This is a genomic window from Helicobacter pylori (assembly GCA_008032935.1).
Taxonomy (GTDB): domain Bacteria; phylum Campylobacterota; class Campylobacteria; order Campylobacterales; family Helicobacteraceae; genus Helicobacter; species Helicobacter pylori_CX.
On the sequence record CP032039.1, the window covers coordinates 1,102,350 to 1,119,935 of the forward strand.

The 17,586-nt window shown below is 38.4% G+C and carries 11 protein-coding genes and 5 pseudogenes; 12 read left to right on the forward strand and 4 right to left on the reverse strand.

The annotated features are described in order from the left end of the window. The first annotated feature begins 91 nt into the window (after window positions 1-91). The 8 genes and pseudogenes from D2C78_05575 to D2C78_05610 all read left to right on the forward strand — a co-directional run bounded on the left by D2C78_05575 (window position 92) and on the right by D2C78_05610 (window position 10,338). Window positions 92-1,964: pseudogene (locus D2C78_05575) on the forward strand (ATP-binding cassette domain-containing protein). Next, a pseudogene (locus tag D2C78_05580) lies at window positions 1,957-3,661 on the forward strand (labile enterotoxin output A). Before D2C78_05575 ends, D2C78_05580 begins: the two co-directional pseudogenes overlap by 8 nt. Window positions 3,662-3,776: 115 nt before the next feature. Then, the gene (locus D2C78_05585) at window positions 3,777-4,082 is read left to right on the forward strand and encodes a hypothetical protein (protein QEF35396.1); all 306 of its coding nucleotides are present in this window, start codon (window positions 3,777-3,779) and stop codon (window positions 4,080-4,082) included. A gap of 8 nt (window positions 4,083-4,090) precedes the next feature. Beyond that, window positions 4,091-5,158, forward strand: a complete 1,068-nt coding sequence (locus tag D2C78_05590) for an ATP-binding protein (protein QEF35397.1) — start codon at window positions 4,091-4,093, stop codon at window positions 5,156-5,158. A gap of 41 nt (window positions 5,159-5,199) precedes the next feature. Continuing rightward, window positions 5,200-6,210 (forward strand): tRNA lysidine(34) synthetase TilS, encoded by a 1,011-nt coding sequence (tilS, locus tag D2C78_05595; protein QEF35823.1) that lies wholly within the window; start codon window positions 5,200-5,202, stop codon window positions 6,208-6,210. Between the two features lie 92 nt (window positions 6,211-6,302). Continuing rightward, the gene (locus tag D2C78_05600) at window positions 6,303-7,289 is read left to right on the forward strand and encodes a tRNA-dihydrouridine synthase (GenBank protein QEF35398.1); all 987 of its coding nucleotides are present in this window, start codon (window positions 6,303-6,305) and stop codon (window positions 7,287-7,289) included. Continuing rightward, entirely contained in the window at window positions 7,259-8,176 is a 918-nt protein-coding gene (locus D2C78_05605) for an outer membrane beta-barrel protein (GenBank protein ID QEF35399.1), read from the forward strand. The genes D2C78_05600 and D2C78_05605 overlap by 31 nt, the downstream gene beginning before the upstream one ends. Window positions 8,177-8,384: 208 nt before the next feature. Further along, window positions 8,385-10,338 (forward strand): annotated as a pseudogene (locus tag D2C78_05610) (outer membrane protein). Window positions 10,339-10,408: 70 nt separating this feature from the next. Here the strand turns inward: D2C78_05610 and D2C78_05615 are convergent. Continuing rightward, window positions 10,409-11,739: pseudogene (locus D2C78_05615) on the reverse strand (anaerobic C4-dicarboxylate transporter). A gap of 74 nt (window positions 11,740-11,813) precedes the next feature. Between D2C78_05615 and D2C78_05620 the strand changes: the two are divergent. Beyond that, entirely contained in the window at window positions 11,814-12,860 is a 1,047-nt protein-coding gene (locus D2C78_05620; protein QEF35400.1) for a type II asparaginase, read from the forward strand. A 45-nt stretch (window positions 12,861-12,905) separates the two neighbouring features. On the opposite strand, the pseudogene D2C78_05625 reads toward D2C78_05620, so the two are convergent. The 3 genes and pseudogenes from D2C78_05625 to D2C78_05635 form a co-directional block, all read right to left on the reverse strand. Continuing rightward, window positions 12,906-13,233 (reverse strand): annotated as a pseudogene (locus D2C78_05625) (hypothetical protein). Window positions 13,234-13,544: 311 nt separating this feature from the next. Beyond that, window positions 13,545-13,991 carry a DUF1104 domain-containing protein gene (locus tag D2C78_05630; GenBank protein ID QEF35401.1) on the reverse strand — a complete coding sequence of 149 codons (447 nt, stop codon included), beginning with the start codon at window positions 13,989-13,991 and terminating at the stop codon, window positions 13,545-13,547. Between the two features lie 28 nt (window positions 13,992-14,019). Next, window positions 14,020-14,442, reverse strand: coding sequence for a DUF1104 domain-containing protein (locus tag D2C78_05635; protein QEF35402.1), 423 nt, complete (start codon window positions 14,440-14,442; stop codon window positions 14,020-14,022). Window positions 14,443-14,711: 269 nt separating this feature from the next. Between D2C78_05635 and D2C78_05640 the strand changes: the two genes are divergently transcribed. From D2C78_05640 to tsaE, 3 genes are all read left to right on the forward strand, one after another. Then, a complete protein-coding gene (locus tag D2C78_05640; GenBank protein QEF35403.1) occupies window positions 14,712-15,344 on the forward strand; it encodes an amino acid transporter in 633 nt (210 codons plus the stop codon). A 68-nt stretch (window positions 15,345-15,412) separates the two neighbouring features. Next, entirely contained in the window at window positions 15,413-17,188 is a 1,776-nt protein-coding gene (locus D2C78_05645) for a DNA polymerase III subunit gamma/tau (GenBank protein QEF35404.1), read from the forward strand. Then, entirely contained in the window at window positions 17,185-17,586 is a 402-nt protein-coding gene (gene tsaE / locus D2C78_05650; protein QEF35405.1) for a tRNA (adenosine(37)-N6)-threonylcarbamoyltransferase complex ATPase subunit type 1 TsaE, read from the forward strand. The genes D2C78_05645 and tsaE overlap by 4 nt, the downstream gene beginning before the upstream one ends.

The following is a 17,586-nucleotide window of genomic DNA, read 5'->3' on the forward strand; positions in this document are numbered from 1 at the left end:
TGTGGCTATAGCGTAGCTGGAGCGTGGGGGTTTGTGTTTTTTTTTTTTTTTGTTAAAATGCCCGAGAAAAATCCGCTTGAGGCATGCAAAAATGAAAAACATTTATCTTGATGTGAAAGCCAGCATTGAAAATCTCCAAAATATTTTTAAAAACACTGATAATGAAAATGAAAGACTAAAAAAATCCAACCAAGAAGCGTTAAAGGTATTCCAACAATTAGAATTTAAAAGCTTAAAAGAGCTTGAAAGTTTAAAAAATAATGAAGAGTGGGAAAATTTTACCATTGCTTTTTATGGGGAAACCGGTGCAGGGAAATCAACCCTTATTGAATGCTTGAGGATGTTTTTTAAAGAACAAAGCAAAGTGGTTCAACAAGAACGATTCAAGCGGCTTGATTCCAATTACCAAAACAATTATCAAAATGATGAACGCAAAAAACAGGCTGTTTTAAACGAACTTCATTCATTGCAAGATGGAGCGATCATAGGCGATGGGAGGAGCGATTTCACTTTAAAAACACGATTTTATTCTTTCCAATACAACCATCAAAATTTTATTTTGCTGGATGTGCCAGGGATAGAAGGCGACGAAAAAAAAGTGATTGATCAGATTTCTAACGCTACACAAAAAGCCCATGCTATTTTTTATGTTACCAAAAAGCCCACTCCTCCGCAAAAAGGAGAAGAAGGGAAAAGGGGAACGATTGAAAAAATCTAAAGACAGCTTGATTCGCAAACAGAGGTATGGACGATTTTTAACAAACCGATTAACAACCCGAGAGCTTTCAAAGATGGGCTTATTAATGAAAGCGAAAAAGAAAGCTTAAAAATTTTAAATAAAAAGATGAAAAACATTTTAGGCAAACACTACATGGGCTATAAAGCAGTCAGCGCCCAAATGGCTTTCTATGGTCTTGCATCGGCTTTAATCCCAGAGAGTGATTTTTATAAAAACAAACAAAAATTTCTAGATTTTTTTAAAGCGGAAGTATTATTATTGTATAAATGCCATTTTAAACAATTAGGAGAATTTATAACCGAAGCACTTCTTAAAAACTCACGCAACAAAATCATAGAATCCAACTGCAATAAAGCCTTAAAAGCGATAGAAAAATTACAAAAAGCGATCGTAAACACGATTGACAGACAGATAGATCCAACCATCAGAGAAATAAAGAACCACCACCAAGAAGTTTGTGATAATTTGGATCGTTCTAAAGAAAAATATATATCCAATTTAACAAATTTAGTATTCACAGAAACAGCGATTCAAATCTGATTTTAGAGAAGAAATGCATGCGCGCATTGATGACGACATTGAAAATGAGAAATGTGAAGAAATTTTTAAAAATGAACTCAAACAAAGAGAGACAAAATTGATTGAGAACATAGAACGGCGGTTCAAAGAATGTGAGGAACGATTCCGCGGAAGTATAGGAAAAAATATTGAACAATTTGAAGAGAGGCTTAAAGATTCTCTAATAATGTTAGAGTGCATCAACATTGATAGTGGTTTTGATTTTAGTTTCAATATTGATAGCGGCATTGATAGATTCGCATTAGGGGCTTCAATAGTAGGTTTGGTTGTGGTTGGGATAGTTAATATTTGGAATCCTGTGGGTTGGGTTGAACTAAGTATAGCGGTTCTTGTACCATTAGTGGCGGCAGTTAAAGCATCGTGGAATGTTTTTGATTCAGACTATAAAAAATCCCAACACAGAAAAGAAGTGGATAAGAAATTAGATGAAGTTTGTGAAAAAATTGCAGAGGCTGTGAAAAGCCGCATTGAAAGTTATAAAAAAGGCGCATCTGAAATGATTGAGAATTTAAAAGCCAGTTTTAACGATCTTATTGTTTGTTACGAGTGCATGAGGGAAGGGCTAATAAAGGCCGGTGAAGACTTATGGCACTTAGATAATCGCATCAAAACCACATTAAAAAACAAAGGATCGCGCAATGAATGAAACGCTAGAACAATTTAAGAAAAATCAAGAGAGGAATCAAAAAAATCTCCAAAAATTACTTGATTTTGTCCATATTAGGAAAAAATACGGCATCAAGGTTGAAGAGTCTCTCAAAGACAAGATCCATAATGCGATGGAAAATGTTGCCGGTCAAAAACTTAAAGTGGCTTTAGTGGGAGGTTTTTCTTGCGGGAAAACATCCATAGCGGCAGCGTGGATCGATCGGCTAGACAAGAGCATGAAGATAACAAAGAATCCAGCGATGAAGTTAAAATCTATGACATAGATAATGAAATTGAGCTGGTTGACACCCCGGGATTTTATTCAGGTTTAAAGTGAAAACACACGATAGCGGCGAGATAGAACGCTATAAAGATATTACGAAAAAATATATCAGCGAAGCCCACCTCATTTTATACGCGCTCAACCCGTCAAACCCCATCAAAGAAAGCCATAAGGACGATTTGAACTGGTTGTTCAGGACGCTTAATCTTTTATCCAGGACAATATTTGTCATCAGCCGTTTTGATGAAGAAGCGGATATTGAAGATGAAGAAGATTACAATAAAAGATTTAAGATCAAAAAAGAAAACATTCAAAACCGACTGAATGATCTGATTTCTTTAAGCGAAGAAGAAAAAGAAAGTTTGATTATTGTCGCTGTCGCTGCAAACCCTTTTGATTTGGGGGTGGAACACTGGCTAAAACATAAAGAAGAATTCCAAAAGCTTTCGCACATCAAAACTCTGCAAGACGCGACGCAAAAAAAGATTAAAGAAAATGGAGGGAAATTAACCATCATAGAAGAAGCCAAAAAAAGCGTCATTCAAGATGTTATCTATAGGCAAATGCCGCTTACAAAAAAAGAGCAACAAGAGATTAAGAGAGAAATGGAATATTTGAATAGGATGATTGAAAAAAGGCGAAAGGATCTTCAAAATTTAAATAGTGAAATTTCTCAAGCCCGCATTCATTTAAAAGAATTTATAATAAGGTATTTTAGCGATCTCATCCTTCAAATTTCTGGCACCAGCCTAGAAACCTTTAATGATTTTATTATTAGAGAAATAGGCGATAAAGGTATCAATATAGACACAAGAGTCCAAAATGCATTTGAAAAACAAACGCAAGGGATTTCAAATGAAATTGCTAAAATTGGGAAGACTTTTAATGCCGATATGGGTCTTTTTGAAAAACATGCCGGAACATTGGGGAAAATTGGAATCAATTTTTTAAATCAAAGCGGGTTTATCAATGCAACTAGCATCAAAGTGGCTAGAGATGGGATAGTGGCTGTGGGAAAATTTGTAGGCATAGATTTGGCTTTAAAATTCAAACCTTGGGGTGCTGTCAGATTGGCAGGCAATTTGAACAAAGCTTTACCGCTTATCGGTCTTGCTTTTGAAGCATGGGATTCTTATAACAAATACCAAAAACAACAAGAATTTGAGAAAGCTAAAGAAAAAATGAAATCTAATTTTGACGGACAAAAACAAGAAATCTTGGATCTCATCAATGATGAAACCAGATTCAAACAAACATGTTTCCCGAGCGTGTTTGAACTAGAAAAATGCATTCAAGAATGCGAAGAAAGCGTTAAAAAAACGCAAGAGTGCGCTCAAGGATTGGCAAAATGGATTCAAACTGGCGAAGATTTTATCAAGGGCGAAGATTTTATAGATGTTGAGCCTGAATAGGAATGAACTGAATTTATGTTAAAATTTCAAAAACGCATCAAAAAAGCTTTTTGGCTGAGCTTGAAACGGACTAATCCAACAAGCGGTATTTTAAATCTTTTAATAAGGAAAGGCGATGTTTTCTAAAATTTGCGCATCTTTTAAGCTTGCCAACGCGCTTAAGTGCTTTTTATTCAAACGCATTTCAAGCCCCATACAAAGCGCTCGCATTACTAGTATGGTTTTGGGTATAAAAGACGCTTTCAATGACGATAAAGATCCATTGAATAACGCTTGTGAAGCTTTGGATTTGGTAGTGAAGTTTAAGAAAGAACACCCGCAAGACTTTAACGAATTGTTTGAAATTTTAAAAGATCTCATTCAAGAATACGAACAAAATCCTGACGAGATCAAGCAAAACCTCAAAGAAATCCTAAAATAAGACAAGGCATGAACCACCTTTTAATCTTGTATAACCCTTACTACCAACAAGATGTTATCCAACAACATTTAAGCGTTTTACAGGAAAAATCCCAAGTGGGCTTTGGCAAAATCCGATCAAAGCTCAACGATCAAGAAAAGCACGACTCCTTAGAAGAAATTTACAAAGCCACCAATGAAAAAAATTTTTTGCAGCTTTTTTTGACCGATTACGCTAATTTATTTGCCACTAAGGTGATAAAGGTTTCTAAAGAGATTGATGAGGGTTTGATCCCTAGCTATTATAAAGAAAAAAATTTGGAAGTGGAAGACTTTTTTATTATCAGCGATTTAAGGGAATTAGTCAGGGAAGACTTCAGCCTTTTAAGGGATCAATTTTTAGCCAATTTCATCGCGCCAAACAACCATACTTACGCCATTTATGGGAATAATTATGTCTATCCTTTGCCGGTTAAGTTAAAAGAAGAGCGTTCTTATTTTTTAGGCGATGAAAAGCATTATCTGAGCGTGTATAAAAGCAAAGAATATTTAACCATGCAAGAAAATTTCATGCGTTTTGTTTTTGGCAAAAGGCTTTTTTACCTCTTACACCCTGACAGCATCAATAACATCATTCATGCCGAATTAGAGCTTTTACAAAGCGAAAACGATCTTTTGAATGATTTTACTAGCATCATCGTCAAATACTCCAAAACCTTAGAATACGAAATTTATACTTTTGCTAAACAAGTTCTTTTAAAGGCTTGCACAAAAGATCCCAGCCTTTATGATTTAGCTTATAAAGTCCAAGAAAGAACTTTGATACTTAAAGATTTTTTCACTCAAAAGCCCAATCTTGGGAGCGTTAAATTTTTACTCAAACACGAAAAAATCCAATGCCATTTAGAAGAAAACTTAAAAAGATTCATCAATTATCCTTTTTCAAGAAGCCTAAGCCTCATTCAAAACATCCGCAATAAAGCCGTTCACGCAAAAGCTCCAGGTTTGAATGAAGTGGAAAAACTCAGGAATGAGATTTTAGGCATAGAAGGCGCAAGCTTACTCAAAGGCGTTTTAACCCACAAGGAAACTTCATAAAAGCGCAACCCATTCAGCATGCGTTTAGCACAAATTTGATAGTGCAAGATTTTAAAACCTATTTAGAGCCTTTAAGAGAGGGGAAAAATTTATTGGGTTTTTCGGGTGGATTGGATTCCACTTGCTTGTTCCATCTTTTAGTTGGAGAAAATATCGTTTTTGACATCGCTTTAGTGGATTATAACACGCAAAAACAACGCCTTGAAATCATCCAACACGCTCAAACACTCGCAAAAACGCACCATAAAAAATGCTATATCCATTACGCCCCAAAGATCGCGTGCAATTTTGAAATGCAAGCGAGAAAAGTTCGTTATGATTTTTTTGAAACCCTAATCAAAGAGCATTCTTACAAGCATTTGATTTTAGCGCACCACTTGAATGACAGGCTGGAATGGTTTTTGATGCAACTAAGTAAAGGTGCCGGATTAAACACGCTTTTAGGCTTTCAAGCCTATGAAAAAAGAGAATCTTATGCGATTGTTCGCCCCTTGCTCTACACCCCTAAAGACACCCTTAAAACGCTCGCTAAAGATCGAAAATTTTTTGAAGATGATTCTAATTCTTCTTTAAAATTCAAACGCAATTTTTTCAGGAAACATTACGCTAATTCCTTGATGCAAGATTATTCTAAGGGCATTATCCAAAGTTTTAAATTTCTGGATCAAGAAAAAGAGCGGCTTTATCCTTTGATGATTGTTTCACAAAGGCATGGGATCACTTTTTTTAAGTATTCGCAAAACGCGCTGTTTATGGTGGATAAAATCTTAAAGCAAAAGGGGTATGTGTTGAGCTTTTCTCAAAAAGAAGAAATCAAACGCTCTTTTTTTAGCTTGGAAATCGCTCAAAAATTCATCATTGAAAGCGATAAAGAGTGTGTGTTTATCGCTCTTAAACCCCCAAAAACTTTGAGCATGCCAAAGGATTTTAAAGACAGGGCTAGGAGGTTGAATATCCCTAAACGCTTACGGCCTGTTTTATACGCAGAGTTTTTAAAACAACCAACGCATGATTTTTTAACCCGTTTTAAACAGAGTTTAATGGATCTATAAAAGAGCTTCATTTTAATCAAGTGCTAAGTTTTAAAGCGCTTTTTAACCTTGATTGTGTCAAAATACAGCAAAAAACTTTGATATGAGAGCGAATGGACTTTAAAAATAAAAAATGGCTTTTTCTAGCCCCTCTAGCAGGCTATACGGATTTGCCTTTCAGGAGCGTGGTGAAAAAATTTGGCGTGGATGTTACCACGAGCGAAATGGTGAGCTCGCATTCGTTGGTGTATGCGTTTGATAAAACTTCTAAAATGTTAGAAAAATCCCCTTTAGAAGATCATTTCATGGCGCAAATTTCAGGCTCTAAAGAGGGCGTAGTCAAGGAAGCGGTTGGAAAAATCAACGCTTTAGAGCATGTGAGTGGGATTGATTTTAATTGCGGTTGTCCCGCTCCTAAAGTGGCTAATCATGGTAATGGTAGCGGGCTATTGAAGGATTTAAACCACTTGGTGAAGCTTTTAAAAATCATCAGAGAAAACACCAATAAAAAAATCACAAGCGTGAAGGTGCGTTTAGGTTTTGAAAAGAAAATCCCTAAAGAAATCGCTCATGCCTTAAACGATGCGCCGGTGGATTATGTGGTGGTGCATGGGAGGACACGAAGCGACAAATACCAAAAAGACAAAATAGATTATGAAAGCATCGCTTTAATGAAAGGGATTTTAAAAAAGCCTGTGATAGCCAATGGCGAAATTGACAGCGTGAAAAAGGCCTTTGAAGTTTTGCAAATCACACAAGCGGATGGGCTAATGATAGGGCGAGCAGCCTTAAGAGCCCCATGGATATTTTGGCAAATCAGAAACAACACCACAAAATTGCCCGCAGTCGTGAAAAAAGATTTGGTTTTAGAACATTTTGATAAAATGGTGGAGTTTTATGGGGATAGGGGGGTGGTTATGTTTAGGAAAAATTTGCATGCTTACGCTAAGGGCGAAATGCAAGCGAGCGCGTTTCGTAACTGCGTCAATACCCTTACAGAAATAAAGAGCATGCGAGAGGGTATAGAGGAATTTTTTAATCAAGAAATGTTGCAAAGTGAAGTGCCATTATGGGTAGAATTGAATCAAAAAAGCGTTTGAAAGCGCTTGTTTTTTTAGCCAGCTTGGGGGTTTTGTGGGGCAATGCGGCTGAAAAAACGCCTTTTTTTAAAACGAAAAACCACATTTATCTAGGTTTTAGGCTAGGCACAGGGGCTAATACGCGCACAAGCATGTGGCAACAAGCCTATAAAGACAACCCCACTTGCCCTGGTAGCGTGTGTTATGGCGAGAAATTAGAAGCCCATTATAAGGGGGGTAAAAATTTGTCTTATACCGGTCAAATAGGCGATGAAATAGCTTTTGATAAATACCATATTTTAGGCTTAAGGGTGTGGGGGGATGTAGAATACGCTAAAGCGCAATTGGGTCAAAAAGTGGGGGGTAACACCCTTTTATCCCAAGCCAATTATAACCCAAGCGCGATTAAAACCTACGATACTGCTTCAAACGCTCAAGGCTCTTTAGTTTTGCAAAAAACCCCAAACCCTCAAAACTTCCTTTTCAATAACGGGCATTTCATGGCGTTTGGTTTGAACGTGAATGTGTTTGTTAATCTCCCTATAGACACCCTTTTGAAACTCGCTTTAAAAACAGAAAAAATGCTGTTTTTTAAAATAGGCGTGTTTGGTGGGGGTGGGGTGGAATACGCCATATTGTGGAGTCCTAACTATCAAAACCAAAACACGAAACAAGACGATAAATTTTTTGCCGCGGGTGGGGGGTTTTTTGTGAATTTTGGGGGCTCTTTGTATATAGGCAAGCGCAACCGCTTTAATGTGGGGCTTAAAATCCCTTATTACAGCTTGAGTGCACAAAGTTGGAAAAACTTCGGCTTTAGCAATGTGTGGCAACAACAAACGATCCGACAAAACTTCAGCGTTTTTAGGAATAAAGAAGTTTTTGTGAGCTACGCGTTCTTGTTTTAGTGTGGCTTCGTTCTTATTAAACACTGATGATAAAATTCAAAAAATCATTTTATCGTTACAAAAATCAACGCTTCAAAGATAAATAAGTTAAAATACTCCAAATTTTTTTTTGAAATCCAATCAATTTATAGTAAAATTAGGTTCATTGTAAATATATTATCACTCCATGATATTCTTACAACAAAAACATTAATTTAAGGAACATTTTATGAAAAAACGATTTTTACTCTCTCTCGCTTGCGGCATCATCGCTCCATGCTGAAGACAACGGCTTTTTTGTGAGCGCGGGCTATCAAATCGGCGAAGCGGTGCAAATGGTCAAAAACACCGGTGAATTGAAAAACTTAAACGAAAAATACGAGCAATTAAACCAGTATTTAAATCAAGTGGCTTCGTTGAGGCAAAGCATTCAAAACGCCAACAACATTGAGCTGGTCAATAGCTCTTTAAACTATTTAAAAAGCTTTACCAACAACAACTATAACAGCACCACCCAATCGCCCATCTTCAACGCCGTGCAAGCCGTTATCACTTCGGTATTGGGTTTTTGGAGTCTTTATGCGGGGAACTACTTCACTTTTTTTGTGAGTAATAAGAATACTCAACGATCCGCTAATGTTCAGGGTAACCCTCCTTTTAACACTATTGTCAGCAACTGCTCAGGAATTGAAAACTGCGGTATGGATCAAGCCACTTACGACAAGATGAAAACACTCGCTGAAAACCTCCAAGCAGCCCAACAAAACGCTACCACTAAAGGCAACAATCTTTGCGCTTTATCCGGATGCGCCACAACAAACTCAACATCAAATCCACCAAACTCAACCGTAAGCAGCACTCTTGAAACCGCGCAAAAGCTTATGGACTTGATCGCAAGTACTAAGACGGCTATGATGTGGAAAAATATCGTCATCAATGGCGTTTCAAACGCATCCGGCGCTATCACATCCACTGGCTACCCAACGCAATACGCGGTGTTTAACAACATCAAGGCGATGATACCCATCTTGCAACAAGCGGTTACGCTTTCTCAAAGCAACCACACCCTATCCACTCAGTTGCAAGCTCAAGCTACAGGGACTCAAACAAACCCTAATTTCGCTAAAGACATCTACGCTTTCGCTCAAAACCAAAAGCAAGTCATCTCTTACGCTCAAGACGTTTTCAATCTCTTTAGTTCTATCCCTGCAGATCAGTATAAGTATTTAGAGAAAGCTTATTTGAAAATACCCAATGCGGGTTCAACGCCTACTAACCCTTACAGACAGGAGGTGAATTTAAACCAAGAAATTCAAACGATTAAAAACAACGTGAGTTATTATGGCAATCGGGTGGATGCGGCTTTAAGCGTGGCTAAAGATGTTTATAACCTAAAATCCAATCAAACAGAGATTGTAACCGCTTATAACGATGCTAAGACTTTGAGCGAAAAGATTTCTAAACTCCCGCACAATCAAGTCAATACAAAAGACATTGTTACACTACCTTACGATAAAAACGCCCCAGCAGCGGGCCAATACAACTACCAAATCAACCCAGAGCAGCAATCCAATCTCAATCAAGCTTTAGCAGCAATGAGCAATAACCCCTTTAAAAATATAGGAATGATCAGCTCTCAAAACAATAACGGCGCAATGAATGGGCTTGGCGTGCAAGTGGGCTATAAACAATTCTTTGGGAAAAAGAAAGCGTTTGGGTTAAGGTATTATGGCTTCTTTGATTACAACCACGGCTATATCAAATCCAGCTTTTTTAATTCGTCTTCTGATATATGGACTTATGGCGGTGGTAGCGATTTGTTATATAACTTTCTTAACGATAAAGCCACTAAAAAGAACAACAAGCTTTCTGTGGGGTTATTTGGAGGTATCCAACTCGCAGGGACTACATGGCTTAATTCTCAGTATGTGAATTTAACAGCGTTCAATAACCCTTACAGCGCGAAAGTCAATGCTTCCAATTTCCAATTTTTGTTCAATTTGGGTTTGAGAACGAATCTCGCTATGAAAAAGAAAAAAGACAGCGAACATTCCGCGCAACATGGCATGGAATTAGGCGTTAAAATCCCCACCATTAACACCAATTACTATTCTTTTTTAGGCACTAAGCTAGAATACCGAAGGCTTTATAGCGTGTACCTTAATTATGTGTTTGCTTATTGAATGGGTTAAATCCTCTTTTTTTAAAGGGGTTTAGAAAAATCGTCAAGCTTTTTATCGTTGGTGATGAAAGCTACAAAACCAACGGCGCAACAACAAACCCTAGCGCCACGCTCAAAGACACGACTAAAACCCCAGGGATCAAAAACGCATGATCAAACACATAACGGCCCATTTTAGTGGTGCCGGTGTTATCCATAGCGATCGCTCCTAATAAAGTAGGGTAAGTGGGTAACACAAACAACGCCGAAACGCTCGCAAAAGAAGCCACGATAATATACAAATGCTCTGTATGGTTAGCGCTAATGCCTAAGGCTGTGATCACGCTTGGGATGAGCGCTTTAGAGGTGGCGGCTTGCGAATACAAAAGCATGGAAGCCAAAAAAAGCGCTACGGCTAATAAAAACGGATAATCTGCGATCAAAAAAGAAGCGTACCGCTTGATTTCATCTATATGATTGCTCACAAAAGTATCGCCCAACCACGCCACGCCCAACACGCACACGCACGCTTGCATGCCGGATTTAAACACGCTTGAATGAGCGATTTCATTAGCGTTGATCTTACAAAAAAGCGCAATGAGAGTCGCCACGCTCAACATGAAAGACACAATCGCGTAATCTCTGCCTAAAACCACCGGGCTAACAAAAGCGATATTTTTAGAAATCGCGCTCGCATAAAAAACGATCGCCACAACCCCGCCGATAAAAATCCATAACGATAATTTCGCGCTTTTTGAGGTTTCTTTTTCTTCTTTGATTTTAGGGGGCGAGATTTTGCCCGCTTTCAAACGCTCTAAATAATGCGGATCGCTGTCTAACTTTAAATCAGTAAAGCCCATAATGAACGCCGTGAGCATGCATGCTAAAAAAGTCGTAGGGATCCAAACCATTAAAAGGGTGAGATAATCCGCTCCTAAAGGCTCTAAAATACCGCTCATAAACACCACCGCCGCGCTCACTGGGCTTGCAGTAATAGCGACTTGACTAGAGACCACCGCTAAGCTTAAGGGCGCTTTGGGTTTGATGTTTTGGCTCTGGCTCACTTCCACAATCACCGGGATCAAGGAAAAAACCGTATGCCCAGTGCCGGCTAGTATCGTTAAAAAATACGCCACGCTTGGCGCGAGGTAGTTGATTTGCTTGGGGTGTTTCCTTAAAATTTTTTCAGCGATTTTAACTAAGTAATCCAATCCCCCCGCTTTTTGCATGGCGCTAATAGCGCTAATGACTGCCATGATGATTAAAATCACATCAAAAGGGATTTTGCCCGGATTTAGCCCTAAAAATAAGCACAAAACAAGCACGCCCAAGCCCCCGCATAGCCCACTCCCAAGCCCCCTAGCCTTGCCCCTAAAAAAAGCGAAAAAAGTAACACTGCAATTTGAAAAAAGGCATCCACCATTAACCCTTTTTAAATTTATTTTAACGATGTTTTACTATACTATAAAATCTTTTAATTTCAAAAGGTGGTCCATAATGAGAATATTTTTGAAATTGTTGATTCTTTTATTTTGTTTGAAGGGGCAAGTTATGGCTCAAAATTTACCCACCATTGCTTTACTGGCGACAGGGGGGACGATTGCAGGGAGTGGCGCGAGCGCGAGTTTGGGTAGTTATAAAAGCGGTGAGTTGGGCATCAAAGAGCTTCTTAAAGCCATCCCCAGTCTTAATAAGATCGCTCGCATTCAAGGGGAGCAGATTTCTAACATCGGCTCACAAGACATGAATGAAGAGGTATGGTTCAAGCTCGCCAAACACGCCCAAGAATTGCTAGATGATAGCCGTATTCAAGGCGTGGTTATCACGCATGGAACGGACACTTTAGAAGAGAGTGCGTATTTTTTAAACCTGGTTTTACACTCCACAAAACCGGTGGTGTTAGTGGGAGCGATGCGTAATGCTGCTTCTTTGAGCGCGGATGGGGCTTTGAATTTGTATAATGCGCTGAGCGTAGCGACTAATGAAAAAAGCGCGAATAAGGGCGTGTTGGTGGTGATGGATGATAGTATTTTTAGCGCTAGAGAAGCGATTAAAATGCACACCACCCACACTTCCACCTTTAAAGCTTTAAATAGCGGTGCGATAGGGAGCGTGTATTATGGCAAGGCGCACTATTACATGCAGCCTTTGAGAAAGCACACCATAGAGAGCGAATTTTCCATTTTAGAGCTCAACCCCCCCTTGCCTAAAGTGGATATCATTTACACGCATGTCGGCATGACCCCTGATTTATTCCAAGCGAGCCTAAACTCGCATGCAAAAGGCGTTGTGATAGCCGGGGTGGGTAATGGGAATGTGAGTGCTAGGTTTTTAAAAGCGATGCAAGAAGCGAGCGAAATGGGGGTGGTTATTGTTCGTTCTAGCAGGGTAGGCAGCGGTGAGATTACTTCAGGCGAGATTGATGACAAGGCCTTTATCACAAGCGACAATTTAAACCCCCAAAAAGCCAGGGTGCTTTTACAACTCGCTCTAACTAAAACGAATGATAAGGCAAAAATCCAAGAAATGTTTGAAGAGTATTGAAACGCTCTTTAGAATGGTTTGAAACGCTGAAGCGGTTTTAGGTTTTTATTTTTTGATGGGGATTTTAATCAAGTCTTGGTTGACATAGAAGTTGCCTTTAATGGTAAATTCAGCGCTTGTTACTAAATCTATAACATTGAAATCCAAAGTTACTTGTTTTATCACATATTGATAGCCCGCATCATCTTTTAAAGTGCATTCGCCTAAAAAAAATAGGATTTTGCATCCTTGCGTTAAGCCATGTTTTATACGCTGGGCTTGTTTTAAGAATGGGGATTTTAATTGTGATTGGTAAGAAAATATTCACGCTTGCTACGGTTTGTGCGGCGGTTGGTAACCTTTTGACTACCTCATCTTCCATTTCCACGCTCATCTATTCCCCAACTAAATCAAGGGGTGTTATATCAAATGCGGAATTGTTGCTGAAAACGGCGGTGTTGAATACTCGCCCTAAAATATTCATTTCATTATTTGGGTTATATGTATAATCCATAATAATATCCTTTGTTAAAAAATTTAAATGGCTAAAATTATACAATACTATATTTTAAAAACTAACAAATATAAATCACTAGTGATATTTTATGCGATAACTAACAGCTTCCATCCCAAACGCTAAAAGCGTCTAGGATTTCTGCTTAAAGAATTTGAAGCTTTGATAGAGAAAGTGGTGTAATTTAAGCTTTATTTTTTATCTTCACCATGATCATCATGATCGTGATCTTTTTTGCCTTGTTCTTTGCCATGCCCTTTGCCATGACCACCATGTTTATGGTGTTTATGCATTTTTTCGCATGATCGCAACCCCAAATCATCATCCATGTCTTTCATGTTGCTTTTTTTAAGCGCTTCTTTAACGGCTTTTTGGTGCGCTTCAAAATCCGCCACGGTCATGTTGTCTGTGTTTTTAACTGCATATTCATGCAATTGTTTATGAAACGCCTTTCTCTTGTCTTCAGGCATTTTTTTCATGCGCATTCTCAATTCTTTTTTATAATCCACAATATCCTGCGGAGCGACAATACCAGCCATTTTAGCTAAATCTTCATCGCTTGTTTTGCTGAAATCTTTGGCGTTCAAAGCCACAAATAGCAATGTGCTAACAGAAAGTATTTTCAACGCTTTTTTCATTTTTTATCCTTTTAAATTAAATTTTATCTCACTTAGGAGAGCAATGTTCGTCTTTTTTTTTAACAGCCCTACACCAAACTTTTCTCGTATCGCCGCTGCAAACGCTCACATTAAGTCCTTTTGCCTTGATTTCTTCAGCGCTCAAACCTTTGGTTTTTTCTTCTAATTCTTTACGCACTTCTTCACGCATTTTTTTGAAATCCTCTTCACTCATTTTGGAAAGATTCTTTTTAGCGATCCGGCTGAAATTCGCACGGAATTTCTTAGCGTCTTCAGCTTTTAAAGCTTTAAGGCGTTTAGACACTTCCATGCGATAATCAATCGCTTCATTAGAAGGCAGAGTGCCTGCTAATTTTAAAAGTTCCTCGTTTTTGAGTTGCGAAAAATCCCTAGCGCCTAAAACCTGTAATCCAAGCAAAGCTGATAGGCAAAAAGCCAAACTCCTTCTCATTCCCAATTCCTTGTTGTCTAAATTTTTGCCGCATGACGACAGCAAATTTTGGCATTTTACCATGTTAATTTTAACTTATTCTCAAACGCCACTAAGAGCGGTAAAAAATGGGGTTTTTAAATTTCGTGCAACCATTGTGTATCATCATTTAATTTTTATTTATAAAGGTCGTTTTAAACCCTAAAATTTTAAAATACCCTTTTGAATGATTGGTTTGTATGGTGTTGGTAGTTTTTAGTTTATTTTGAGTGAAAGGATTTTGAATAAAAATGTTTGTGATTTTTGCAAAAGGCTATAGCTTAGCGATTTCTTTGTGCGCGGCTGTGGGGGCGCAATCCTTGTTTATTATAGAGCGAGGCATGGCTAGGAATTATGTGTTTTTGATTTGCACTCTGTGTTTTATGTGCGATATAGTGTTAATGAGCATGGGCGTGTTTGGCGTGGGGGCTTATTTTGCTAAAAACCTTTATTTGAGTTTGTTTTTGAATTTATTTGGAGCGGCTTTTACCGGATTTTACGCTTTTTTAGCGTTTAGAACCCTTTTTCAAACCTTTAAAAAGAAGCAAGTCCAAACCCCCAAAAAACTATCCTTAAAAAAGACCTTATTATTCACTTTAGGCGTTACCTTACTCAACCCTCAAGTGTATTTGGAAATGGTGTTTTTAATTGGCGCGAGCGCTTTGTCTTTCAATTTAGCTCAAAAATTTGTCTTTCTAGCCGGCACTTTATCGGCTGCCTTTTCTTGGCTTTTATTGTTATGCACCCTATCTCTACGCTATGGCTCTAAACTTTTAAACAACCAAAAAATCTTTATGGGGGTGAATCTCTTTGTAACCGCCATCATGGGAACGCTTAGCGTTACTTTATTTAGGGATTTTTTAGCGCTATTGAGTAAAACCTAAAAAGGGGCTAGTTTTAAGTCATTTTGCATTACAATACTCCTAAATGAGTTTTAAGGATTACAATCAATATGCAAGTTTTAGCGTTAAAATACCGCCCCAAACATTTTAGCGAGCTAGTCGGTCAAGAGAGCGTGGCTAAAACGCTTTCTTTAGCCCTAGACAACCAGCGTTTGGCTAACGCTTATTTGTTCAGCGGGTTAAGAGGTTCAGGCAAAACCAGCTCTTCTAGGATTTTTGCTAGGGCTTTAATGTGTGAAGAAGGGCCAAAAGCCGTGCCTTGCGATACTTGCACCCAATGCCAGAGTGCTTTAAACAACCACCATATAGATATTATAGAAATGGATGGGGCGTCTAATAGGGGGATTGATGATGTCCGTAATCTCATAGAGCAAACGCGCTACAAACCAAGCTTTGGGCGCTATAAAATCTTTATCATTGATGAAGTGCATATGTTCACCACCGAAGCGTTTAATGCGCTCTTAAAGACTTTAGAAGAGCCTCCTAGCCATGTGAAATTCCTTTTAGCGACAACGGACGCCTTGAAATTGCCCGCTACCATACTCAGCCGCACCCAGCATTTCAGGTTTAAAAAAATCCCTGAAAATTCCGTTATTTCTCATTTAAAAACCATTTTAGAAAAAGAACAAGTGAGCTATGAAACAAGCGCGTTAGAAAAACTGGCTCACAGCGGGCAGGGGAGCTTGAGGGATACGATCACTCTTTTAGAGCAAGCCATCAATTATTGCGATAACGCTATCACAGAAAGCAAAGTGGCTGAAATGTTAGGAGCGATTGACAGGAGTGTTTTAGAAGATTTTTTCCAAAGCCTAATCAACCAAGATGAAGCGCGATTGCAAGAGCGTTATGTCATTTTAGAAAATTATGAAACCGAGGGCGTTTTAGAAGAAATGATGCTTTTTTTGAAAGCGAAATTATTAAACCCTGATTCTTATTCCATTCTTTTGATAGAGCGCTTTTTTAAAATCATTATGAGCAGTCTCAGCCTTTTAAAAGAAGGGGCAAATGCCAGTTTTGTGCTGTTGTTATTGAAAATGAAATTCAAAGAAGCTTTGAAACTCAAAGCCCTAGACGATGCGATTGTAGAATTAGAGCAAGCCCCTTTCAATCAAAGCCCTAGCATGAGCTATAACGCCCCTAAACAAGAATTTAAAAATATAGAAAAAAGAGAACAAAGAGAACAAAGAGAACAAATAGAGAGCATAGAAAAAAGAGAGAACGCAGAAACTCCGCAAACTCCCATGCTTTCAGCTAAAGATCGCATTTTTCACAACCTTTTCAAACAAGTTCAAACATTGGTTTATGAACGCAACTATGAGTTAGGGACGGTGTTTGAAAAAAATATCCGTTTCATTGATTTTGACAGCCAAACTAAAACCTTGACTTGGGAGTCTTTAGCCGCTGATAAGGATAAAGAGCTTTTAAGAGAGCGATTTAAAATCGTGAAAAGCATCGTTGATGGGGTTTTTGGCAAGGGCGAAAATATCAAAATCGCTTTAAAAAATCATTTGGAAAATAAAAGCACTCTAGAAACTCAAGAGGTTAAAGAGTTTAAATTCCCTTTTTTAAAGCCCCAACCAACCACCGAAACGACGGCTGAAACGAAAGAAAATGAAAAAGAAGCGGTTGGAAAAGCGCTTCAAACGAAAGAAAACGACACTAAAGAGGTTCAAGAAAAAGAGATTAAAGAAAACGAAACTAAAGAGACTAAAGAAACCCAACCCAAAGAAGCCCCAACAGCGTTGCAAGAATTTATGGCTAACCACTCTGAGCTGATTGAAGAGATTAAGAGCGAGTTTGAAATCAAAAGCGTGGAATTGTTATGAGGGCGCGTTTAGACGAATTAGACAAAGTGGCGGCTGCAATTTTAAAAGATGATTTTAAGGGGGTGGTGCTTTTAAAGGGCGTTGTGGGGAGCGGTAAAACGACCTTAGTTCAAGCGTGCTTGAAACACTTGGGGTTAGACATTCAAGCGACTTCACCCACCTTTAGCTTGATGCATGCTTATAGCGAGAGCGTGTTCCACTATGATTTTTACATGCGCGATTTAGAGGCTTGCTTGGAGCTTGGCATGTTGGAGTGCTTGTTAGAAAAGGGGATCCATTTTGTGGAATGGGGCGATGAAAAATTAGAAAAAATTTTAAAAAAATACGATTTAGCTATTAAGGTTGTGGAAATCAAAACCGAACCAACCAGCCGTTTTTATACGATAAAGATCGCTTAA

Bases quoted from the DNA above. Each gene is read 5' to 3' on its own strand.
- D2C78_05585 (QEF35396.1), top strand. From the start codon at position 3,777: ATGTTTTCTAAAATTTGCGCATCTTTTAAGCTTGCCAACGCGCTTAAG.
- D2C78_05590 (QEF35397.1), top strand. From the start codon at position 4,091: ATGAACCACCTTTTAATCTTGTATAACCCTTACTACCAACAAGATGTT.
- D2C78_05600 (QEF35398.1), top strand. From the start codon at position 6,303: ATGGACTTTAAAAATAAAAAATGGCTTTTTCTAGCCCCTCTAGCAGGC.
- D2C78_05605 (QEF35399.1), top strand. From the start codon at position 7,259: ATGGGTAGAATTGAATCAAAAAAGCGTTTGAAAGCGCTTGTTTTTTTA.
- D2C78_05620 (QEF35400.1), top strand. From the start codon at position 11,814: ATGAGAATATTTTTGAAATTGTTGATTCTTTTATTTTGTTTGAAGGGG.
- D2C78_05630 (QEF35401.1), bottom strand. From the start codon at position 13,991: ATGAAAAAAGCGTTGAAAATACTTTCTGTTAGCACATTGCTATTTGTG.
- D2C78_05635 (QEF35402.1), bottom strand. From the start codon at position 14,442: ATGAGAAGGAGTTTGGCTTTTTGCCTATCAGCTTTGCTTGGATTACAG.
- D2C78_05640 (QEF35403.1), top strand. From the start codon at position 14,712: ATGTTTGTGATTTTTGCAAAAGGCTATAGCTTAGCGATTTCTTTGTGC.
- D2C78_05645 (QEF35404.1), top strand. From the start codon at position 15,413: ATGCAAGTTTTAGCGTTAAAATACCGCCCCAAACATTTTAGCGAGCTA.
- tsaE (QEF35405.1), top strand. From the start codon at position 17,185: ATGAGGGCGCGTTTAGACGAATTAGACAAAGTGGCGGCTGCAATTTTA.